This is a genomic window from Pseudomonas sp. PGPR N4 (assembly GCF_059693665.1).
Map to the genome: position 1 here is coordinate 763,871 of NZ_JCAUKV010000001.1, position 20,087 is coordinate 783,957.

Here is a 20,087-nt window from a genome sequence, read left to right on the forward strand (position 1 = left end):
ACCAAGCGTCAATCGCAAAAGACACTCAAGGTGCCCCGTCATGCCGCAAGCTCAAGTCCAGGCTGTACTCGATTATCTGAAGCAGCAACACCTGCTGCTGACCACTGCCGAGTCGTGCACCGCAGGGCGCATGGTTGCACTACTGGCCGAAAGCCCGGGCACCGGCGAGGTGCTCGAGAGCGGCTATGTGGTGTATTCGCCCGAAGCGAAAAAGCGCCTGCTGGGGGTGAGCGATATCACCATCGAGCGCTATGGATTGACCAGTGAGGCGGTAGCTTGGGAAATGGCGATGGGCGCCCTGCGCGACAGCACCGCTACCGTTGCAATCGCCACCACCGGAGTTGCCGGGCCAGAAAGTGCCGACGGTATAGCGCCGGGAACATTGTGTTTTGCCTGGGCCTTCGCCGGCGAGCCGCTGGCGGTTTTCACCCGAACCCAGCGCTTTTTCGGAATTCGCACGGAGGTACTGCAACAGGGTGCGCTGTATGGATTGACACGCTTGAGCCATTACCACCAACGCTGGTTGCGCGGCGAACGGGCTTGATCCAGATCGGCTCAGGGCTGAGTGAGGTTGAGCTTGCTGACCGGCCAGGCGCCTTGACCTTCTGCAACGACCATTTCAACCACCTCGCGCAGCCCCTGGCGTTTATCTCGCCCGGCCAATCTCGCATGTTCGAGGCATTCCAGCTGCCGATCAGCACTGGTGCCTTCAGTCAAAATGCGCTGCGCCTGCATGAATGCCCGTTCGGCATCGACCGAGTCAGGCGGGTGCTGCCCGCGTAGCTGCGCCAGCCAAACCAAGGCGGATACCGGCTGTTGCTGTTCAAGCCCGATGAACTGCCCATGGCGACCATAACGCATGGCCCGCCAGTAGTTCTCTTGGGCAATCCAGTGAGTTTCGCGACTGGCCGGCGCCGGAGCGTAATGAGGCATGACGCAACACTCCACCAGATGGCGAAACAACCCCGCAATGCACAGCGCATCTTCCAGCCGCGGGCAACCATCACTGATACGCAGTTCCACGGTGGCAAAGCGCTGGGATGGCCGCAGCGCCCACCAGAATGCGCCATCGATAGCCAGCGAGCCGGTCCGCTGCAGCAAGCCGCGATAGCGTTGATACGCAGTCCAGTCTGCCAGCGGCTCTGGCAGGCCCATATGTGGCCACTCGCCGCAAATCGCCCTGCGGTAGCTCATGTAGCCGGTGTTCTCCCCGCTCCATAGCGGTGAAGAACTGCTCAGCAGCAGGAACAGCGGCAACCAGTACACCACTTGGTTGATCAGCTGAATGCGATCGCAGCCAGGTGCCACCCCGACATGCACATGCAGTCCCGAGAGCACACTACGCCGCGCCACGTGCTGGTAATCTTCGAATAGTTGCCAGTATCGCGGGGTGGTCCTCGGACGCTGGCGTTGCCACTGCGCGCTGGGGTGACTGCCGGCACAATAGAGGGCAGCGCCCTCCTCGGCCAACGCCTCGTTCAGGCGCTGGCGGCTATCACCGAAAAACTGCTGGGCCTGGCGCACGTGATCGAATACCGGCGAGGCGACTTCGATCTGGCAGCGGAACATTTCTTCTGCGAAATACTGCCCCATGACTTCGCGGCAGAGATTACCCACCACTGGGGAAGGTGTAGCCAGCACCTTGCCGGTGGCTGTTTCTACCAGCAGGTACTCTTCTTCGATGCCGAAGGTACAAGGCTTGAACATACGCTCATCCGATTCGGGTAACGCTTAACGCAACTGCTGCAATCCGCTCGACCTGCTCATAACCTGGCTCACTCAACTGTTCGCCGAACACATCCGGATCAAGCTCGCGGTAGACCCAACTCCAGCGTGGCCCGGCCAAAAGTGCGCGTGCCGCTTCAAGCAATGGGTCACGGCCCTCGATCATGGCCACTCCGGTATACAGCAGCAGCGTGCCCCCGGGGCTGAGGCGCTCACAGCCTTGTTCGATGATCTGTAACGACAACTGCGCGCCGAGTGAGCCGCCGCCGTGGCGATACTGGCGCTGCTGGGTGTCGAGCATGTAAGGGGGATTGGCGACGATCAGGTCGAACGTGCCAGTGACACCGTCGAGAATATTGCTGCGCTGCACTGAAACATTGGTTAACCCTGCCAGGGCGGCATTAACCGTGGTGTAACGCAGCGCCAGCGGGTTGATGTCCACCGCACTGACCTGAGCATGCTGGGCCGCCCTGGCGATCAGTAGCGCGCCAACTCCGCTGCCGCAGCCGATGTCTACAGCATGCTGCACGGGCGTTGCACAGCGCTGCAGATGCTCGTGGATGACCTGGGCAAATCGGTAACTGTCCGGGCCAAAGAATACTGCATCGCTGGCCTCAGTCGGATAGGCAGAATGCACCAGGAGCAGATCTTCCAGAGTCGACCAGCGCACCTTGCTGCGCAGCGACTCGCCGTGCTCGTCCAATACCTGGGCTTCGGCCAGCTGCTGCAGTTGGTCCGCCGACAAAAGCCCCGCAGCAAATGGCCTGCTCCAGCCAAAGATGTCGCGCAGTGTGCAAGCGCGCTGGGCCTCAGGTCGCGCATTGTTACGCGCATGAGTCGCTGGGCTGACGCAGGTAAACCGATAGCCGTCAGCACGCAGGTGCTTGCCTAATTGCAACAAGGCCTCGTCAGCCTGAGTCTGTTCTTCGCTGGCTGCAATCAATGAGCGTTCTCCTGGGTAAGACCGGTAGCGCGAATGTACGCGCGGGTAGCTTCCAACCCCGCCGGCAAGGCATGCCGGTTACCTGCCATACGGGCGATGAGCGTTTCCAACGGTGCGGTCGAAGGCTTCTGCATACTGCTTGGCGCGTCGAGCTGCAGCCCAGTCTCCCAGCTTCCGGGGGCAACGCGGCGGATTCTCGGGCCTTGCCAATCAGCGCTGATCCAGTCGTACCACAGCTGCTTTTCATAGGCACTGAACACGCCAAACATAGGTGCAGTGGGGCCGTCCATGACTCGCCAGAAGCGGCTCTCGGCCGGGTCCTGTCCGCGCACAACCCATTTTTGCGCTTGCAGCGCATCGAGGAAGCCGGCCATGCCGTCTGGTTCAGCCAGCCACTGATTGATGGTGCGGCCCTGCAGGCGGCAATGGTCGGAATGCATGAACTGGCCGAACAGGCGCTTGCGTTCCAGCGAGCTGATCAGTTCCTGTTCAAGATCGAAACTGGCGATAAGCGCGGTGGCAGATTCACCGAGCTCGTTCAGCCGATAACCCTGACGAACCCGTTGGTAGTAGGCCCCGGCGTCGCTTTCCGGCAGCAATTGCAGTAGTGCCTGAATCGATTTGTGCGCATGGCCGGTTGCAGCATTGTCGATGGTGACGTGCAGCTGGAAGTAGTGGCCGTCGATGCCCAGTTCTGCCAGTTCATAGGTAGTGATCAACAGGTGCAGCGGTGGTTGCTCATAGCCCAAGTTGTAGCCAATAGCCTCCGCCTCGAAGGCATCGCCGTGCGCGCCCAGGGCCAGTTGAACGGTACCCTGCAGATAACGCTCATCGACAAGTGGCAGCAGCTCCAGGCAGCCAAGGCGGCTGAGCAGGCGCTGATAGATCAGGACGTGGTTGCAACGCGGATCACCATCACCCAACTCTTCTAAAAAGGTACGGATAAGGCCGTGATAGCGTGGGTCCTGCCAGTGCTGCAAAAAGCCATGCAGCCAGGCACCATCGACCGCTTTGGTCGGAGCCACTTGCTGGATGTACCACAGTGCCTGGGCGCGGTTGGCAAAATAACGGCGTGGCCCGCCCTCGCGGCGCTGAGTCAGGTAAGTCGCGAACTCCGCAGCCACCTGAGCACTGTGGCGCACCGCCCAGTCGCTGAGCTGAGCAGGCGAAGCTGGCAGATCATCCGTCAGTTGCTCGGCGCGCTTGAGCTGCCGGGCAAGCCATTGCGCGCTGTCGACGCTGTGGCCGTGCAGGAGTGCTTGATAGCGCTGTTCGAAGCTGTCTTCTGTGGTCAAGGCCGGAACCATGGGGGCGGCCTTGCGGGTCATCACCGTCATGACTCATTCCTCGTGCACTTATTGGTTTTTGTTGTCCTGCGGCATGGGCTCTGGCCCCGGCGCGGGTTGTGGAGCGGGTGTCTGGTGCTGCTGCATCTGCAGTGAGGGCTTGCTTTCATCGGCATCTTTGGCTGGGTGGCTGTCGTCGCGGTCGAAACAGCCGGTCAGTACTGCCAGGCTGCCGAGCAGGCAAACGGTAGGTGCTATAGACCGTGGGCGCATGATCTGTCTCCTTCAGCAACGCAGCGCCGGCGGGACCGGCGCTGCGTCATTTCACTTACGAACGTCCGCCCTTGCGGCCGGAATCACTGGACTCACCACCACCTGACTTCTGTCCGCCCTTACGGCCGGCTTCAGAAGCCTTTTCGCGATCATTAGCGAAGTTGCCCGGATTTTTCGTTCCACCCTGGCTGCCGGTCTTGTTGGTGTCTTTCTTGTCCATGGTGCGTAACCTCTCGTAGCTACTGGGATGCACGGTGATGAGCCGCACATAGCTGGGAGTGCAGCGATAACAGCGGATTCGCTTTATTTCCGAAAGGTTCGGACCAATGGCATTAAAAGCCCGATGAGGCGTTATTTAGCGCGCAACGCTTGGGCAGGTTGCTCGAGCTGGCGTTGCCGACGCCCTAGCCAGCCGCCCACCCCGGCCCAGCTCAAAGCAAGAGCTGCGCCGATCAGCATCGCCAGCTGCGGATGCTCGCCGAGGAGGTCCAGGCCGCGCTTGAGCCAACCACTCAAGGCGTCGCCACCGCGATAGACCACCGTGTCGATAAAGCTCTTGGCCTTGTACTTGGCTTCGGCCGGTAGCACCGTAAAAAGCATCTCGCGACCGGGCCGCACCAGTGCGTACTCGCCAGCACGGCGTACCACCATCACCCCTACAAACACGGCAAAGGTCGGCGCCAGGGCCAGCCAGACAAAGCCCAGGGCCATCAGCAGCGGTACGCCAACCAGCAGCACGCCGACACCCAACCGCCGCGCGAGCCTGCCAGTGATAAACAGCTGGGTGAGGATCGCCAGCGCCTGCACCACGCTGTCGATCAGACCGAACACCTGCGTCTGCTGAGTCCGATCAGTGAAGGTTTCACTAACAATGCGGGCTTGTTCGAAGTACAAAAAGGTGCTGACACTGGCAAGCAGCACCACGAACAGGGCAATGCCCAGCAGATAAGGCGAACGCAAGACTGCCGTCGCCCCGGCAAACGGATTGCCACCCAGCGGCTTGTTCGGCGGCAGTTCAGCAGTCAGCTCTAGAGGATGCTGCGAACGCCAGTGCTGCAGGTAAGCGCTCGCGGCGATGCTGCCAAGCAGCAGCAGGCTGGCCAATAACAGCAATCCGCTGTGGCCCAAGGGTGCGACCAGCAAGGTTCCCAGCACTGGCCCAGCCAACCCCCCAGCGCTGGCTCCGGCAGCAAGCAAACCGAACAGGCGCTTGCCCTGCTCTGTGGAAAACAGGTCCGCCAGCACGCTCCAGGCCAGGGAAATCGCCAGCAGATTGAACACAGACAACCAGATGTAGAACGCACGGGCCGTCCACAGCGCCTGTTGGTCAACGGCAAACAGCCCCGCAAACAGCACCAGGTTGCTGACAAAGAAGGCATAGGTCCACGGCAGAATGCGCTTGCGTTTGACTCGCGATGCCAGCCAGCCGAACAGCGGCAGGCAGACCAGCGTGGCGATGAAGGTGCCGGTGAACAGCCACTGCAGATTGTCGATGCCGCCGGCGATGCCCATGGTTTCGCGCACCGGGCGCAGCATGAAATAGCCGGTAAACAGCAGAAAGAACATCACCAGGCCGGCGGCCACTGCCGGCCCTTCGCCAGGTTGCAGGTTCAGGCTGTTGCCCAGCCGCTCACGCCAACGGCTCATGAGCCTAGCCAAACAGTTTGATCAACGCGCGCTGGTGCGCCTCGCTCAGCAACTGACCATGGCCGGCTTTGAGCTGGTCGATCTGGCGATCGGGGCGGCCGGTGGCGGGGATCACCGCCGTCACGGCCGGGTGGCTGATGGCGAACTTCAGAAACAGCTGCGCCCAACTGCTTGCGCCTACCTGTGCCGCCCAGTCTGGCAAGGCCATGTCCTTGACCCGGGCAAACAGGCGGCCATCGTCAAAGGCACGATTGATCAGCACCGCAACGCCCTTGTCCTGGCACAACGGCAACAATGCGCGAGCGGCCTCGGGCGCATTTACCGAGTAATTGATCTGGACAAAATCCAGCGGCTCCTTGCGCACGATCTGCGCGACCTGTTCATGGCTGCTGGACAGGTAATGGGTGATGCCGACATAGCGGGTCTTGCCCTGCGCCTTCAGTTCACGGGCATAAGGCAGCTGCCGCTGCCAGTCGCGCAGGTTGTGGATCTGCAGCAGGTCGACCCGATCGGTGCGCAGGCTGCGCAAGGTGCCCGCCCACTGCGCCTCGGCAGCGGCCTTGCTGTCAGCGGCAATTTTGGTGGCAAGGAAGCACTGGCGATGCCAGCCGCCCTCCTCCAGTAACTGGCCAAGAATGGCATCGGCACCGCCGTAATTGGGCGAGGTATCGATGATGCGCCCGCCGCCAGCAAAGAACGCCTGCAGAACCTGCTGGAGCCGCTGATACTCGGCACTCCCTGTTTCCACTTCGAAGCTGCCAGAGGTGCCGGCGCCAATCACCGGCAGCGCCTCGCCAGTGCCGGGCACCTTGCGGGTCAGCAAGCTGTCGGCGGGAGCAGCCAGCAACCAGGGGCTGCTGGCCAGCAAGCCCAATGCTGCACCAGTGCGTAGGACATCACGACGCGCATACATGGAAAAGCCCCTGTCATAAGCCGGAAACTTTCAAGGCTAGCCGTGATGGCGCGAGCTGTCGGTGCATTCTGTATCTGGATGTTTGGCCGCTTGGCCAGGGTCAGCCGAGCAGCAGACGCACGTCCAGCCCCTGTTCAGTCATCGGCGGGCACCAGTAATAACCACCAGTCAACGGCCGGCTGAAGCGATAGAGGGCATCCACCACGCCGTCTTCCAGGCCGCTCATGCGCCGCAGCTGGACATCGAAAGCGTCGAACGAACGGCCAAGCGCTACAAACGCCAGGCCTGCGCCGAGGTCGTCGGCCCACGACACCGAACGACGCACCATGAACGCTTCCGGCGCGTAGCTTTCCTGGGCGGTACGTTTGACGTGAGCCGATTCCGGCGCATCGTCGAGCTCTTCGTTGTCTTCTAGACGGCGGCCAATTATGTCGTCCTGTTCGGTCTGAGGCAGCGATTTGAAGTAGCTCAGGTCATGCTTCCACAACTGGAACGCTGCGTAGCTCGAGCCCGCCAGGCCGGGCTCAGCGTCGGCGACGATGGCAGCTTCGACCGCAGCGTCGTCACTTGGATTTTCAGTGCCGTCTTCGTAACCGGTAAGGTCTCGACCGCCCTGGTGCAGGAAGCCGTCGATGCTGTCGACCAGTTGCAGCGCCGGCGCCAGCTGCGCGATCAGTGCCTGGCTGCGTAGATACAGGTCACCACGTTCTTCGCCACGCAGCCACAGCCACAGCGCATGCTGGGTGCTTGGGTTGTGTACCACTGCATCGAGCTCAGGGAACGCCTGCAAACCCGGAATTGCCCGGCCCAGCGCGGTCGCCATTGGCAGGCCAACGCCAGCAATCAGGCTGCGCCCGTCGACTTCGGCGAGCAGCGCATCGAGTACGCCAGGCAGGGCTTGTGCGCTGTGCAGGGTAAAAAAAAGGTGACGGGCATGAACCGGCACCGGGGTGGCAAGCAGACCTTGCTGGAACGGCATGACGGGCGAATCCTCGGCAAAAGCGCGAATCCTACTGCGCTGATGGCTCGACCGCAACGCGGCCAGATCGCACAGCGCAGGCTGATTGCCATGGATCCGTTAACAAAACTTTACCAAGGCATGGCGTATTGCGATTACCTCTCATCAAAAGCCCACCTACACTGCTCGCAATCCATTGTTCGAGACTGCCGCCATGACCGCCTCACCCTTGCTCACCGCCATGCTGCCGATCGCCTTGGGGATCATCATGCTCGGCCTTGGCCTGTCGCTGACCCTCGCTGACTTTGCTCGGGTAGCCAAGTACCCCAAACCGGTGGTCATCGGCCTGGCGTGCCAGATCCTGCTGCTGCCTTTAGTGTGCTTCATGATTGCCAATGGCTTTGGCCTGGAGTCGGCACTGGCGGTGGGCTTGATGCTGCTGGCAGCCTCGCCGGGCGGTACTACCGCCAACCTGTTCAGCCACCTGGCACACGGTGATGTCGCGCTGAATATCACCCTCACCGCGGTCAACTCACTCATCGCAATCCTGACCATGCCGCTGCTGGTCAACTTGTCGCTGAGCTGGTTCATGGCCTCCGATCAGGTCATTCCGCTGCAATTTGCCAAGGTCATGCAGGTGTTTGCCATCGTCCTGCTGCCGGTGGCGCTGGGGATGATGATCCGGCGCTGGGCGCCAACCTTTGCCGGGCGCATGGAGAAGCCGATGAAATTGGTGGCGGCGTTGTTCCTGGCCTTCACCATCGTTCTCGCGCTGACCAAGGATTGGCAGACGGTGCTCGAGTAGGCGCCGGTAGTGGGTGCGGCGGCGTTGCTGTTCAACCTGCTGAGCCTGGGTGTCGGCTACTACCTGCCGCGCTTGCTGAACATCCCCAAGCGCCAGGCGATAGCGATCGGCATGGAAATCGGCATCCACAACGGCACCCTGGCGATTGCCTTGGCGCTGAGCCCGTCACTGCTGAACAACCCCACCATGGCGGTGCCGGCGGCAATCTACAGCCTGATCATGTTCTTTACCGCCGCGGGCTTTGGCTGGTGGGTCAGCCGTGGTCACCAGGCTGAAGGGATTAGCGAAGGACGGCGCGAAACGGTCGGTGATTGAGACGGTTATTTGAGCGCAGTTTTGCTGCGCTCACGCAATTGACGCCTGAGCACGCGCAGGGGCGGCGCATAAAAGAAGCCAAACGACACGCAGCCCTCGCGCCCCTTGACTGCGTGATGCAACCGATGCGCGCGGTGCAGCCGTTTCAGGTAGCGGTTGACCGGCCGCAGCCGGCGCGGCCAGTGCCGGTGAAACAGCCCGTCATGGGCCACTACATACAGCAGGCCGTAACCTGCCACACCCGCGCCAACCCACTGCAGCGGCGCATGCCCGGCCTTGCCCAGCGCTACCAGTGCTGCGGCAATCAACGCAAGGGCCGCAAGGTAGACATCATTGGTTTCCAGCACGCCCAACTGCGGCTGATGGTGCGAGCGGTGCAACCACCAGCCCCAGCCATGCATGATGTATTTATGCGCGAGCGTGCCGACGCCCTCCATGGTCACCAGGGTGCCGAGCAGGACGGCCAGATTGAACAGCATGGGAGAATCCGCAGTGAGTGGGCAAAGCAGCAAGGTTACCATTGCCCGCTGTAGGCTTCAGCCCGCCAGACGCAGAGAAACGTCGTTATGAAGCCATTGTCATGTTTCTGCCATTGACCCTCGCCGAGGTGTGGCGTAAGGTCCGCAGCGCAATTTCGCACCCTTACAGGAGTCCTGCATTGGACAGTAGCCCCAGTCGATTGCGACAGGTCCACACGGCGAGCTAGTCCGGCAGTGCTTTTGCCACTGTCTCGCCGTTAACGCCAGACGGTGGTTCATCGGTCCCGCTCGGGACGATGTTCTCCCTTTTGCTTTTTCCGCCCTCGCCCACGGCGAAGGTCCGGTGGCCCTGCGCATTCTGTTTTTCGTTCGCGTCGTCAAGGTACGACGCTGATACGGGCATGCTGCCCGTAGAAAGAGGTTTGCTATGGATTGGAAAATATTCTTGCTGCGCGTCAGCGTGGCACTGGTACTCGGTGCACTGATCGGTGCAGAACGCCAACTGCGCCAACGTCTAACCGGCCTGCGCACCAACGCGCTGGTCAGTACTGGCGCCTGTCTGTTTGTCCTTATGACCCAGGCAGTACCCGGTATGGCCGCCACCGATGCCTCGCGGATTGCGGCCTATGTGGTGTCCGGGATCGGCTTTCTCGGCGGCGGTGTGATCATGCGCGACGGCTTCAACGTGCGCGGGCTCAATACCGCAGCAACGCTATGGTGCACGGCAGCAATCGGCGTGCTGTGCAGCGTTGGTCTGTTGCTCGAGGCGACGCTGGGCAGCCTGGTGGTGCTGTGCGCCAACATCCTTCTGCGCGATATCGCCCAGCGCCTGGACCATCAGGAAGTACTGCCGGCCAGTGAGGTAGAGCAACGCTTCGAGGTGCGCATCGTCTGCCGCGGAGAAGATGAGATACAGGTGCGCAGCCTGATGCTGCACAGCCTGAGCGACCCAGGGCTGCGCCTGCAGTCGCTGCACAGTGAAGACCTGCCCGACTCGGTACGCCTGGAAGTACGCGCGCAGTTACTGGGCAACGCTCAGGCCGCTGCCCAGCTGGAGCGTCTGGTCAGCCGGGTGAGTCTGGAAAAAGGCGTGAGCGCGGTGCGCTGGCAAGTTCGCGAGTCGGCAGCTGACTGAACGCTGATCAGCCCTGCGCCTGGGCCATGCAATAGCGGTCCCGGCCCTGGCGCTTGGCTTCGTAAAGCGCGGCATCGGCTTCAGCTACAAGCGCTTGTGAACTGATCGATTGCTGCGCCGGATGAGCCACCGCGATACCGGCGCTGGCCGACACTACGCCAAACGGGCTGCCGGCGTGCTCGATAGCCAACCGGCGCAACTGCTGCAACGTCTCCTGTACGATCAGGCCGGCCCCGTGGCCATCGGTGTCAGGCAGCAGCAGGGTGAACTCTTCACCGCCATAACGCACAGCGAGATCAGCCGGACGCTTCAACGCCTGCCCCAGTACCTCCGCGACCCGCCGCAAACATTGGTCACCTGCCAGGTGGCCATATCGGTCGTTATAAGCCTTGAAGAAGTCCAGATCCATCATCACCAGCGCCACCGGATAGCCTTGCCGCCGCGCCCTGGCGATCTCGACATCCAATACGGCATCGAGCCGGCGCCGGTTGCCCAGCCCGGTCAGACTGTCGGTCAGCGCCAGGTCCTTGAGCGTCTGGTGCGCCTGGTGCAAGGCGCGCTCGATGACAATACGCTCACGTAGCTGACGCAGCACCACCCAACCGAACAGCGAAAGCCCGAGCAGCAACACCAACAAGACGCCGATCGACTTGATCACATCCTGGCGCCATGCCGCCAGGATCGCATCGCGCGACAGGCCGGCCTGCACCACCAACGGGTAACTGGTCAGCGCACGGTAGGCATATAGCCTAGGTGTGCCGTCAACCACCGCTACAGTCTCGACCACGCCCTCGTTGGCATACGGCAGGTAGTCGCGAAACACTTCGCTGTCCGCCAGGCTGCTGCCCAGCACCTGCTCGACAAACGGCCTGCGCACGAGGATCGTACCGTCGCGCTTGGCCAGCACCAGCGCGCCGCTCTGGTCGATTTGGAAGTCGCCGTAGTAACGTACGAACCAGTCGACCCTGATCGTGCCCAACAGCACGCCGGCAAAGCTGCCATCGGGAAAGTTCAGTCGGCGCGAAATGGGGATGATCAACTCTTCGGTAGAGCGGCTCTTGACCACCGAGCCGATCCTGATCTGCCGGCCCGTATGCTCACGGTGATAGATGAAGTAGTCGCGGTCGGCATTGTTGGCCTTCGGCGCTGTGACGGTGTGATCGGTTGCCAGCCAGGTGCCATCCGCGCCGTACACGAACAGGCCATGCAACTGCGGCATTATCTGTACTTGTTGGCGCAAGAGCGCGTGCAGCCGCGGCCGATCGAGGTTGGCGAAGCCATCGCCCTCGAGGCGTTCAGCCAATGCCGCGGTAATCGCATCGACCTGCCGGATCGAGTCCTCGGCGTGCTGGGCACTGGCTCTGGCGAGGTTGACCACCGAGTTTTCAGCAACGGTGAAGGCTGCGCGATAGTCCCGCCAGATCCGCCAGGCCTCGGTCGCGACGAATACCAGCATGGCCACGGCCATGAACGCCAGTACCAGGCGAAACATCGCCGCGGCGCGGCCTTCACCGTTGGCCGCGAAAATGCCGTGCTCATCAGGCTTATGGGTAAAAGGCATGCAAATCCCTTTCGCTCGCTTGGCCTTTGACTATAGATCAGCGGTGTTTGCGCGTACTCAGTTCGATCCAGGTCGGCGCATGGTCACTGGCCTTGGGCTCATTACGGACCCAGGCATCGACGCCCGCGTTTTTCAGGTACGGCGCCAGCTCGGCATTGAGCAACAGGTGGTCGATGCGCAGCCCGGCATTGCGTTCCCAATGCTTGCGAAAGTAATCCCAGAAGGTAAACACCTGCTCATCGGGGTATAGATGCCGCAGCGCATCTGTCCAGCCTTGGTTCAGCAGGCGTTGGTAGCAGGCCCGCGATTCGGGCTGGAGCAAGGCATCCTTGCGCCATGAGCGCGGGTCATAAATGTCCTGGTCGGTGGGCACCACGTTGAAGTCGCCGGCGAGCACAGTCGGGTGGCCGCTGTCGAACAGCCCCTGGGCATGTTCGATCAGACGCTCGAACCACTCCAGTTTGTAATCGAACTTCGGCCCCGGCTGCGGATTGCCATTGGGCAAATACAGGCACGCCACCAGCACGCCGTGAACAGCGGCCTCAAGGTATCGGCTCTGCGGATCATGCTCCATGCCTGGCAAGCCGCGGCGCACCTCCAGCGGCTCGGCGCCGCGGGCCAGAATCGCCACGCCGTTCCACGACGGCTGGCCCTGAAACAGGCAGCTGTAACCTGCAGCTTCAATGGCCTGCAACGGAAACGTCTGATCTGGCGCCTTCAGCTCTTGCAAGCAGGCAATGTCCGGCTGCTCCTGCTCAAGCCAGGCGAGCAATGCCGGCAAACGGCTGCGGATGCCGTTGATATTGAAGGTGGCGATCTTCAGCGCTTTCATGTGTCAGGGTCGTTGACGTGGGCCTGCACAGCTTCCTGCAGGGCGTTGACATGGGCTTCGTCGGCCAGTTGTTTCAGCGCCAACCAGTCGTCCCAGTCCAGCCCGCCGTCATCGCGCAAGGCTTCAGCCGTGCGGATCAACTCGTGGTGATAGGCGTCGGGCGACTCGCGCCGGTAGCTGACGTCATCATATTGCGCGTACCAGGCCGCCAGTTCGGGAATGCTGCGTTCAATGCTCATGCGTTTACTCCTGCCTGAACCTTTGAATGTCTGAACCCTGCTCGCCGCGCATCGTTCCCATTAGTGCGCCAGCGGCACAACGACAACAAAAAAATTAAACCTTTGCTGCATGCCAATGCTCAACCTTAGGCGACATTGACGTCGCGCCAACGCAAAGGTGTGAGAAATGAACAATCTGTTCCTGAAACGAATCGGACTGTCCGTCGCCCTGGGCATGGCCTCTTTGCATGCAATGGCGGCAAGCTCCGACGACTTCGTTGACGCAGCGGCCGAGTCTGGCATCGCTGAAGTCGTGACCAGCAATCTGGCCCTGGAAAAAACCCAGAGCGCCGACATCAAGACCTTTGCCCAGCAGATGGTCGCAGACCATACCAAGGCTAATCAGAAGCTCGGCGACATCGCCAAAAAGCATGACATCAGCGTGCCTGACGAGGCCGCGATGACCGACAAGGTCAAGAAAGTCATCCTTGAATGGCGTGACGAGTCGTTCGACAAGTCGTATGTGAACAACCAGGTCGCTGCGCACGAAAAAGCCGTCGAACTGTTCAAGAAAGAGGCTGCTTCAGGCGACAAGCCAGACCTGAAAGCCTTCGCTGGCGAGACCCTGCCGGCACTGGAGAAGCACCTGGAGCATGCCAAGCAGCTGCAGGCTAAATACGACAAGTAACCCGAATTGGCGAGGCTAAGTATTTATGAGTAACGACCCACTTCGTGACGAAGTTCTGACCCGCCTTTTGCACGCGCACCCGCAAGGCCTGGGCAAGGAAGTGCTGGATAACTATCGCGGCGAGAAAGTCGTGGCCGGCATGCTCAAGACGCTGCAGGACGACGGCTTGATCCATGATGGTAGCGTTGAGGTTGATGCCGAGCATCAGATCAGCCTGCAGTATCCGATCAAACTGTCCAGCGCCGGCGTCGAAGCCGCCAAACGGGTCAAAGCCTAATCGACTCGTCTGCTCCTGCACTTGGTGCAGGAGCAGCTCGCGCCGCCAAGGCGCGAGCTTCCCTTCTCGAATTCCTGCCTTAGTGCTTCTTCTCGATATCGCGCGGCGGAACTGCTGGGCCCTGTGGGTCTACCTGCGGATCGTCCAGGTCCGGCGAGTCCGGATCAAAACCCAGGTCATTATTTTCAGTGGCCTCATCTGAAGAGTGCGGGCCCTTATTCGGTTGCTCGTGCTCGTGGCTTTTCTCGTTGGACATGCGCAGATCTCCCATGAATGTCTATGGAAGAACCCTGCACAGCGGTAAAGTTTGATTTATTACTTTAATCCGCGCCCACATCACCGCGCTGCAAACTGGCCAGAGCATCGCTGCGGCTGACCAGCTCTGCCTTTAGGAAATCGAGCTGGCGGGCCTGCTCGGCGCAAAGTTCGCGCTTCTGCTCCAGTTGCTGCGTCTGCCCTTCCAGCTGGCGACGCACTTCGTCACTGGCCCCCTGCGCCTGGGCCAGAATCGTGCGCAAACCCTGCACCTGGGCGTCGCGCTGCTCCAACTGATCATTGATGACCTTGAGTTCAGCGGCGGCCTGGCGAGCCTCGGCCTGCAGCCGCTCGTTGTCGCGATGCAGGCGAGTGGCCTCTTCCTGCCTGACGATCAAGCTCTGCTGCAACTGGCGCAGCTCTACCTGCAACTGCTGTACCTGCCCCTCGTGCCGGCGCTGCTCCTGCTCACGCTGCTCGCGGCTGGCGGTGCGGTAGTGCTCAAGTGCGTCGCGGGCGTGACGATGCTTGTCCTCGAGCGAAGTGATCTGTTCATCCTTGTCGGCCAGGCGTAACTGCTGCTCGCCGAGCGCCTGATTGAGGCTGGCGCTGCGCAACTGTTCGGTTTGCAACGTGCTCTGGGTGGACGCGAGCTTTTCCGACTCGGCCTGCAGGGCATTGGCCTGAATCTGGATTTGCTGCTGCGCCGCAGCGAGTGCCTGCTGGGCGATGCTCAGCTGAGCCTGAAGCTGATCACGCTGCTCGGTGAACTCGCTTTCAGCTGCTTCGATGCGCGCATCGCCCTCCTCTCGCAACTGATCCGCCAGTTGTTCGACCAGCCGCGCCAAAGGCTCACTCAGGTTACCGGCCGCCAATTGGGTGGCCGCAGGATGCTGGCGCTCAAGTTCCTTCAAATAACGGTGAATGGTGGTCTTGGAGCCGGTATTACCCATTTCGATACGTACCGCATCAATGCTCGGGCGCTCGCCTCGGGCAATCAAGGCCTGCCGCGCCTGCTGGACTACCGCCTTGTTTATTCCGCCCCGGGCCATGTCTGCTCCTACGATTTCGTAATGTGGTACGTACTATGTAATTACGTACCGATTATCTACCTAGCGACGGGCTTTAACAAGCCGTTGCTAACATTCAATAATCACGGCTTATCGCATGTGAGGACCTTTAACCTGCGCTGGTCAGTGAGTGGACGCAGCCGAGCTGTACAAACAGTCGAAATCGCAGTTTCGCAGGGCGTACAGCCGTGAATAGCAAAACGCCACCAGTCATAAGGCTGTCATTCAACTGTCGTATTTTCAGGGGACTACTCAAGGCCGGGAAACGAACAGCAGTGATCCGCCTAACCCCCTCCTCCGCAAAGCTCCTGCCGCTGCTTCTACTGATGCTGTGCGCAGTCACTCTCGCCTTTCTCTGGGGGCTGCATGCAACCCAGAAGAATGCTGCGCGCCAACAGGCGCTTGCGGCCAAGGCCGCCGAACATCTGAACCTGGCCAGCGTCGTCGCACAGAGCCTGCGCCAGGTGGTTGATCGTGCTCAGGCTGTAGGTCGCAGCACGCTGCAAGACGTGACGAAGCCGGCTCAGGATCGCCTCAGCCTGGTGAAGATCCTGGCCGCAGACCCGCTGCTCAAACGCATGAGCCTTTACGACAGCAACGGCGCACGGGTCTTTTCCAGTGATGCTGACGAACCGCAACGCCTGCCCAGTGAGTGGCTCGACCAACTGAAAACCCATGTCGCGCGCTACGGCTTCAAACCCTTTCTGGCGCATGCGCTGCCCAATGCCAGCGACACGTCGGAGCGACGCGTGCCGTTTCTAGTGCCCCTGTCCAACCTGCCTGGCCGCCAGATCGACAGCGTACTGTTGGTGCAACTGGACATCGGCTACCTCGCCCTGCTGTTCCAGCACATCGATCTGGGCGCCAGTGGCTTCATGCGCTTGCTTCAGGAAGACGGCCAGGAGCGCCTGCGTATCGATGGCAGCGGCGTGGTGGTGACCAGTGAGGCGCTGCTACCGGTGCCGCCAGCCAGTGGCGCAGACGCCGGCAGCCTCACTCAATTCGCCGCGGATGGCACCTATCAGAGCTTGTATCGGCGAGCCGCAGATCGTGGTTTCAGCGTTGTCGTCAGTCAACGCCACGAAGAAATCCTCAAACCGAGCACAGCGAACTTCGCCCGCCAGTTCTGGCTGAACCTGTGCATGACCATCATGATCCTCGCCAGCCTGGCCTGGAGCCTGCGTTTACTGAGCAAGCGCCAGGAGGCGTTCAGCGCCCTGGAGCAGGCGCAGCAGGTCAACCAGGAACTGATCGAGCGCCTCGAAGAGGCCCATCGGCGCAGCAGCCACGCAGCAGCAACCGATCACCTCAGCGGCCTGCATAACCGTCGCCAGTTCGTCGAAGTCGCCAGCAAGACGCTGACCCGCCAGCGCGGCAAGCGCCGCTTGATGGCGATCCTGTTCATTGACATGGACCGCTTCAAGTCGATCAACGACTCGCTCGGCCACCGCATCGGCGACCTGCTGTTGCAGGCCGTCGCCGGGCGCATTCAGCGCATGCTGGAAGACGGCGATGAGGCTTCGCGCTTCGGCGGTGACGAGTTCGTTGTGCTGCTCGCTGGCGAGCGCAGTGAAGACCAGCTCGACAACTGGGTGCGCGCTCTGGTGGAAAAGCTCTCGGCCACCTACGCGCTGGATGGCCAGGAGGTCAATACCAGCCCCAGCGTCGGCGTCAGCATCTGCCCGCGCGACGGCCAGGACATCGACGCGCTGATCCGCAACGCCGACGCCGCCATGTACTCGGCCAAGCAGGCCGGGCGGGCGCAATATCGCTTTTTCGACCCGTCGCTGAATGTCAGCGACCTTCATGCGTTCAACCTTGAGCAGGCGTTTGGCAGTGCCCTGGCCGAGCGTCAGTTCGTTTTGCATTTCCAGCCGCAGATCCGGCTCGACAACCTGCAGGTGGTGGGTTACGAGGCCCTGGTGCGCTGGGATCACCCAGAATTCGGCCTGCTCTACCCTGACCGCTTCATCGGCCTCGCCGAGCGCAGTGGCTTCATCGTCGCGCTGGGTTGGGAGGTGCTGCGCATGGCCTGTGAGGAACTGGCCAGCTGGACCGCACGCGATCCGCACACACGGATCGCCGTCAACGTCTCGGCGCTGCAACTGCGCCAGGCCGATTTCAGCGAGCGATTGTTGAATGAGCTGGACCAGCTCGGCATCGCCGCGCAGCGCCTGGAACTGGAGATTACCGAGACCACCGTGCTCGATCCGGAAGGCACTGCGGTTGATCACTTGCAGCGCCTGCGCGCTGCGGGTATCGGCATCAGCCTGGACGACTTTGGCAGTGGTTACGCCGGCTTCGCCCATCTGCACGCGCTGCCCCTGAGCAAGTTGAAGATTGACCGGGCACTGATCGCGCCGCTGTGCAACAGCTACGATGACAGTCCGATCGTATCCTCGACCATCATCCTGGCCAAACGCCTGGGCCTGGAGGTGGTTGCCGAGGGTGTCGAAACCCGCGAACAGGTGGTCTGCCTGAAGCTCGCCGGCTGCGACATCGCCCAGGGCTACCACTTCAGTCGGCCGTTATCGCCTACGCAACTTCACGACTATGCGCCCTTCAAGGCCATCGAAGAGCAGCTCTGCCTGGAGCACTAAGGCTGTACTGCCGCTTGACCAGCGCCCACGTTGGTCAGCAGCCTGCGGCTGGTTTATTGTGTGGGCTTCAGTTCACCACAATCCTGCCCCCATGACCGACATCGAGCGCTACGTCCGCGCCGCCACGCGTGACAATACCCGGCGCAGTTACCAGGCCGCCGTCGAGCATTTCGAGGTGCGCTGGGGCGGTTTTCTGCCGGCCACCGCCGACAGTATCGCCCGCTACCTGGTCGAGCACGCTGAACAGCACGCGGTCAGTACGCTGCGCCAACGCCTGGCGGCCCTGAGCCAATGGCATATCAGCCAGGGCTTTCCCGATCCGACCAAGGCACCCTTGGTGCGGCAGGTCCTGCGCGGCATACGCACCTTGCACCCGGCGCCGGCCAAACAGGCCGCGCCGCTGTTGCTGCAACATCTGCAGACCGCCGTCGCACGCTTTGAACAAGAAGCGCAGCTGGCGCGTGAGCGAAATGACATGCCCGGCTTGTTACGTGCGCGCCGGGATGCGGCCTTGCTACTGCTCGGTTTTTGGCGTGGCTTGCGCGGCGATGAGCTGGCACGCCTGCGCGTCGAGCATATTCAGGCCCAGGCCGGTGTCGGCCTTACCCTGTACCTGCCGCGCAGCAAAGGCGACCGCGAGGCACTTGGCGTACAGCACCGCACCCCGGCGCTGAAAGCGTTGTGCCCGGTGACGGCTTACCTGCAATGGCTGGAAGTGGCGGGCATTGCCCATGGCCCGGTGTTTCGCAAGCTCGATCGCTGGGGCAACCTGGGCCAGGCGCCACTCAACAGCAACAGCCTGATTGCCGTGCTGCGTGGCATGCTCGAACGCGCCGGGGTGCCCGCCTCACTATATAGCGGCCACTCACTGCGACGCGGTTTCGCCACCTGGGCCACAGCCAATGGCTGGGAGTTGAAGTCGTTGATGAGCTATATCGGCTGGAAGGACGCCAAATCCGCGCTGCGCTACATCGATGCAGCGCAGCGCTTTGGCGATCTGGCGGTGTTGCCCGCGGCGCAGGAGCGCTTGCTCATTCCTTGAACGGATGGCGGGCAATCCCCGCCACTTCCGGGCGGATCATGTACAGGTCACCTGCATCCGGATAGTCGAGCAGCTGCGCCGGGGTCATGCCAAAGCGGGCGGTGGTGATGTACAGCGTGTCCAGCTCCGGGCCGCCAAAGCAGCAGCTGGTCGGCCGCGGCACCGGCATTACCACCTGGTCGCTGAGGTGACCGTGGCGGTCGTAGCGCAGCAGGCAACTGCCGTTGAACTGGCACACCCAGATGCCGCCTTCCTTATCTAGCGCAATGCCATCCGGGCGACCCAGCTCGGCCGGGGTTTCGGCAAACAGGCTGATCTCGCCCAGCATGCCACCGGCGAGATAATCAGCACGGTAGATCGAGCGTGCCACCGAATCGACGAAGAATAGTGTCTGGCCGTCTTGCGACCACGCCAAACCGTTGGGCAAGGACATCTCGCGATGGATCACTTCGGCATGCATTTCGTGATCGAAGCGGTACAGTGCGCCGGTCTTGCCGCTGGGGCCTTCATCCATCAGGCCGGTGACAAAGTGGCCCTGTGGATCACAGGCGCCGTCGTTGAAGCGGTAACTGGAGCGGTGATGCACGGGCGCCGAATACTGACGCACCTTGCCTTCGCCAAGGTCCAGCAGCGCAGCACTGGCATCCTCGGTGAAGATCAGATTGCCTTGGTCGGTCAGGGCCAGAGCGCCAATTTTCGCAGCGGATTCGTAAACCCGTTCGACATCGCCCTGCGGCGTCAGGCGGTTGATGCGTCCGCCGGAAATATCGACGAAATAGAGGACGCCGCTGTGCGCATCCCAGACCGGGCTTTCACCAAGATCGGCACGGGTACGGGCGACTTTGACTGGCGCGTAATGGCATTCCTTGATGCTACTCCAGCGCTCGGCGACTTCGCTGAGGCTGGCGGCTTCTACCCGGGCCAGATCGCGAGGATAGCTGACGCCGCTGTTCTCGCAGAAGCGTGTAGCGGTGAACTGGCCGTTGCTGGCGCGCAGGATGTAGCCGGTGTCGCGGCACAGTTCACTGGCCAGGTAGAGCAGGCCTGGGGTCACCCATTCAGGCT

The 20,087-nt window shown here is 61.7% G+C and carries 20 protein-coding genes and 2 pseudogenes; 7 read left to right on the forward strand and 15 right to left on the reverse strand.

Annotated elements, in window-relative coordinates; all coding sequences use genetic code 11:
- Positions 1 to 40 precede the first annotated feature (40 nt).
- A complete protein-coding gene (locus tag AC58X1_RS03425; RefSeq protein WP_101319439.1) occupies positions 41 to 544 on the forward strand; it encodes a CinA family protein in 504 nt (167 codons plus the stop codon).
- Positions 545 to 555: 11 nt separating this feature from the next.
- Here AC58X1_RS03425 and AC58X1_RS03430 read toward each other — a convergent pair whose 3' ends face one another.
- From AC58X1_RS03430 to AC58X1_RS03465, 8 genes and pseudogenes are all read right to left on the reverse strand, one after another.
- Positions 556 to 1,707: a carboxylate-amine ligase gene (locus tag AC58X1_RS03430; protein ID WP_497428343.1), complete on the reverse strand. Its 1,152-nt coding sequence runs from the start codon at positions 1,705 to 1,707 to the stop codon at positions 556 to 558.
- 4 nt (positions 1,708 to 1,711) lie between these two features.
- Positions 1,712 to 2,665 (reverse strand): methyltransferase, encoded by a 954-nt coding sequence (locus AC58X1_RS03435; RefSeq protein ID WP_497428762.1) that lies wholly within the window; start codon positions 2,663 to 2,665, stop codon positions 1,712 to 1,714.
- Positions 2,665 to 4,005 (reverse strand): iron-containing redox enzyme family protein, encoded by a 1,341-nt coding sequence (locus AC58X1_RS03440; RefSeq protein WP_497428344.1) that lies wholly within the window; start codon positions 4,003 to 4,005, stop codon positions 2,665 to 2,667. Before AC58X1_RS03440 ends, AC58X1_RS03435 begins: the two co-directional genes overlap by 1 nt.
- Before the next feature lie 18 nt (positions 4,006 to 4,023).
- Positions 4,024 to 4,227 carry a hypothetical protein gene (locus AC58X1_RS03445; RefSeq protein ID WP_101319445.1) on the reverse strand — a complete coding sequence of 68 codons (204 nt, stop codon included), beginning with the start codon at positions 4,225 to 4,227 and terminating at the stop codon, positions 4,024 to 4,026.
- Positions 4,228 to 4,282: 55 nt separating this feature from the next.
- Positions 4,283 to 4,402, reverse strand: a pseudogene (locus tag AC58X1_RS03450) (KGG domain-containing protein); the annotation flags it as partial.
- 176 nt (positions 4,403 to 4,578) lie between these two features.
- Positions 4,579 to 5,874, reverse strand: a complete 1,296-nt coding sequence (locus tag AC58X1_RS03455; protein WP_497428345.1) for an NTP/NDP exchange transporter — start codon at positions 5,872 to 5,874, stop codon at positions 4,579 to 4,581.
- 4 nt (positions 5,875 to 5,878) lie between these two features.
- Positions 5,879 to 6,787: an aldo/keto reductase gene (locus AC58X1_RS03460; RefSeq protein WP_150571640.1), complete on the reverse strand. Its 909-nt coding sequence runs from the start codon at positions 6,785 to 6,787 to the stop codon at positions 5,879 to 5,881.
- 100 nt (positions 6,788 to 6,887) lie between these two features.
- Positions 6,888 to 7,766 (reverse strand): Dyp-type peroxidase, encoded by an 879-nt coding sequence (locus AC58X1_RS03465; protein WP_497428346.1) that lies wholly within the window; start codon positions 7,764 to 7,766, stop codon positions 6,888 to 6,890.
- Between the two features lie 193 nt (positions 7,767 to 7,959).
- On the opposite strand from AC58X1_RS03465, the pseudogene AC58X1_RS03470 reads away from it, so the two are divergent.
- Positions 7,960 to 8,865, forward strand: a pseudogene (locus tag AC58X1_RS03470) (bile acid:sodium symporter family protein).
- 5 nt (positions 8,866 to 8,870) lie between these two features.
- On the opposite strand, the gene AC58X1_RS03475 reads toward AC58X1_RS03470, so the two are convergent.
- Positions 8,871 to 9,344, reverse strand: coding sequence for a sterol desaturase family protein (locus tag AC58X1_RS03475; protein ID WP_150569249.1), 474 nt, complete (start codon positions 9,342 to 9,344; stop codon positions 8,871 to 8,873).
- 427 nt (positions 9,345 to 9,771) lie between these two features.
- Between AC58X1_RS03475 and AC58X1_RS03480 the strand changes: the two genes are divergently transcribed.
- Positions 9,772 to 10,479 (forward strand): MgtC/SapB family protein, encoded by a 708-nt coding sequence (locus AC58X1_RS03480; protein WP_101319459.1) that lies wholly within the window; start codon positions 9,772 to 9,774, stop codon positions 10,477 to 10,479.
- 7 nt (positions 10,480 to 10,486) lie between these two features.
- On the opposite strand, the gene AC58X1_RS03485 is transcribed toward AC58X1_RS03480, so the two are convergent.
- Genes AC58X1_RS03485 through AC58X1_RS03495 form a run of 3 tightly spaced genes read right to left on the reverse strand, consistent with a single transcriptional unit; the run spans position 10,487 to position 13,111 of the window.
- On the reverse strand, positions 10,487 to 12,040 hold the full coding sequence (locus AC58X1_RS03485) for a sensor domain-containing diguanylate cyclase (RefSeq protein ID WP_497428347.1): 1,554 nt from the start codon (positions 12,038 to 12,040) through the stop codon (positions 10,487 to 10,489).
- Between the two features lie 37 nt (positions 12,041 to 12,077).
- Positions 12,078 to 12,872: an exodeoxyribonuclease III gene (gene xth, locus AC58X1_RS03490; protein WP_497428348.1), complete on the reverse strand. Its 795-nt coding sequence runs from the start codon at positions 12,870 to 12,872 to the stop codon at positions 12,078 to 12,080.
- Positions 12,869 to 13,111 carry a hypothetical protein gene (locus tag AC58X1_RS03495; RefSeq protein ID WP_101319466.1) on the reverse strand — a complete coding sequence of 81 codons (243 nt, stop codon included), beginning with the start codon at positions 13,109 to 13,111 and terminating at the stop codon, positions 12,869 to 12,871. Before AC58X1_RS03495 ends, xth begins: the two co-directional genes overlap by 4 nt.
- 166 nt (positions 13,112 to 13,277) lie before the next feature.
- Here AC58X1_RS03495 and AC58X1_RS03500 point away from each other — a divergent pair, with 166 nt between their 5' ends.
- Positions 13,278 to 13,778: a DUF4142 domain-containing protein gene (locus AC58X1_RS03500; RefSeq protein WP_101319468.1), complete on the forward strand. Its 501-nt coding sequence runs from the start codon at positions 13,278 to 13,280 to the stop codon at positions 13,776 to 13,778.
- Between the two features lie 25 nt (positions 13,779 to 13,803).
- Positions 13,804 to 14,055, forward strand: coding sequence for a hypothetical protein (locus AC58X1_RS03505; protein WP_497428349.1), 252 nt, complete (start codon positions 13,804 to 13,806; stop codon positions 14,053 to 14,055).
- Positions 14,056 to 14,134: 79 nt separating this feature from the next.
- On the opposite strand, the gene AC58X1_RS03510 is transcribed toward AC58X1_RS03505, so the two are convergent.
- Both AC58X1_RS03510 and AC58X1_RS03515 read right to left on the reverse strand, forming a co-directional pair.
- Positions 14,135 to 14,311: a DUF6021 family protein gene (locus AC58X1_RS03510; protein WP_178080766.1), complete on the reverse strand. Its 177-nt coding sequence runs from the start codon at positions 14,309 to 14,311 to the stop codon at positions 14,135 to 14,137.
- A gap of 64 nt (positions 14,312 to 14,375) precedes the next feature.
- The gene (locus AC58X1_RS03515; RefSeq protein WP_259073615.1) at positions 14,376 to 15,362 is read right to left on the reverse strand and encodes a DNA-binding protein; all 987 of its coding nucleotides are present in this window, start codon (positions 15,360 to 15,362) and stop codon (positions 14,376 to 14,378) included.
- A 293-nt stretch (positions 15,363 to 15,655) separates the two neighbouring features.
- On the opposite strand from AC58X1_RS03515, the gene AC58X1_RS03520 reads away from it, so the two are divergent.
- Together AC58X1_RS03520 and AC58X1_RS03525 are read left to right on the forward strand one after the other, a co-directional pair.
- Complete coding sequence (locus tag AC58X1_RS03520) at positions 15,656 to 17,980, forward strand: putative bifunctional diguanylate cyclase/phosphodiesterase (protein WP_497428350.1); 2,325 nt, start codon at positions 15,656 to 15,658, stop codon at positions 17,978 to 17,980.
- Between the two features lie 91 nt (positions 17,981 to 18,071).
- Complete coding sequence (locus AC58X1_RS03525; RefSeq protein WP_157831744.1) at positions 18,072 to 19,022, forward strand: site-specific integrase; 951 nt, start codon at positions 18,072 to 18,074, stop codon at positions 19,020 to 19,022.
- Here AC58X1_RS03525 and AC58X1_RS03530 read toward each other — a convergent pair.
- Positions 19,012 to 20,064 carry an SMP-30/gluconolactonase/LRE family protein gene (locus AC58X1_RS03530; protein ID WP_224785489.1) on the reverse strand — a complete coding sequence of 351 codons (1,053 nt, stop codon included), beginning with the start codon at positions 20,062 to 20,064 and terminating at the stop codon, positions 19,012 to 19,014. The two genes, AC58X1_RS03525 and AC58X1_RS03530, sit on opposite strands and share 11 nt — an antisense overlap.
- Between the last annotated feature and the right edge of the window lie 23 nt (positions 20,065 to 20,087).

Excerpts from the sequence above, each read along its gene's own strand:
- AC58X1_RS03425 (WP_101319439.1), top strand. The coding sequence starts at position 41 with ATGCCGCAAGCTCAAGTCCAGGCTGTACTCGATTATCTGAAGCAGCAA.
- AC58X1_RS03430 (WP_497428343.1), bottom strand. The coding sequence starts at position 1,707 with ATGTTCAAGCCTTGTACCTTCGGCATCGAAGAAGAGTACCTGCTGGTA.
- AC58X1_RS03440 (WP_497428344.1), bottom strand. The coding sequence starts at position 4,005 with ATGACGGTGATGACCCGCAAGGCCGCCCCCATGGTTCCGGCCTTGACC.
- AC58X1_RS03445 (WP_101319445.1), bottom strand. The coding sequence starts at position 4,227 with ATGCGCCCACGGTCTATAGCACCTACCGTTTGCCTGCTCGGCAGCCTG.
- AC58X1_RS03455 (WP_497428345.1), bottom strand. The coding sequence starts at position 5,874 with ATGAGCCGTTGGCGTGAGCGGCTGGGCAACAGCCTGAACCTGCAACCT.
- AC58X1_RS03460 (WP_150571640.1), bottom strand. The coding sequence starts at position 6,787 with ATGTATGCGCGTCGTGATGTCCTACGCACTGGTGCAGCATTGGGCTTG.
- AC58X1_RS03465 (WP_497428346.1), bottom strand. The coding sequence starts at position 7,766 with ATGCCGTTCCAGCAAGGTCTGCTTGCCACCCCGGTGCCGGTTCATGCC.
- AC58X1_RS03475 (WP_150569249.1), bottom strand. The coding sequence starts at position 9,344 with ATGCTGTTCAATCTGGCCGTCCTGCTCGGCACCCTGGTGACCATGGAG.
- AC58X1_RS03480 (WP_101319459.1), top strand. The coding sequence starts at position 9,772 with ATGGATTGGAAAATATTCTTGCTGCGCGTCAGCGTGGCACTGGTACTC.
- AC58X1_RS03485 (WP_497428347.1), bottom strand. The coding sequence starts at position 12,040 with ATGCCTTTTACCCATAAGCCTGATGAGCACGGCATTTTCGCGGCCAAC.
- xth (WP_497428348.1), bottom strand. The coding sequence starts at position 12,872 with ATGAAAGCGCTGAAGATCGCCACCTTCAATATCAACGGCATCCGCAGC.
- AC58X1_RS03495 (WP_101319466.1), bottom strand. The coding sequence starts at position 13,111 with ATGAGCATTGAACGCAGCATTCCCGAACTGGCGGCCTGGTACGCGCAA.
- AC58X1_RS03500 (WP_101319468.1), top strand. The coding sequence starts at position 13,278 with ATGAACAATCTGTTCCTGAAACGAATCGGACTGTCCGTCGCCCTGGGC.
- AC58X1_RS03505 (WP_497428349.1), top strand. The coding sequence starts at position 13,804 with ATGAGTAACGACCCACTTCGTGACGAAGTTCTGACCCGCCTTTTGCAC.
- AC58X1_RS03510 (WP_178080766.1), bottom strand. The coding sequence starts at position 14,311 with ATGTCCAACGAGAAAAGCCACGAGCACGAGCAACCGAATAAGGGCCCG.
- AC58X1_RS03515 (WP_259073615.1), bottom strand. The coding sequence starts at position 15,362 with ATGGCCCGGGGCGGAATAAACAAGGCGGTAGTCCAGCAGGCGCGGCAG.
- AC58X1_RS03525 (WP_157831744.1), top strand. The coding sequence starts at position 18,072 with ATGACCGACATCGAGCGCTACGTCCGCGCCGCCACGCGTGACAATACC.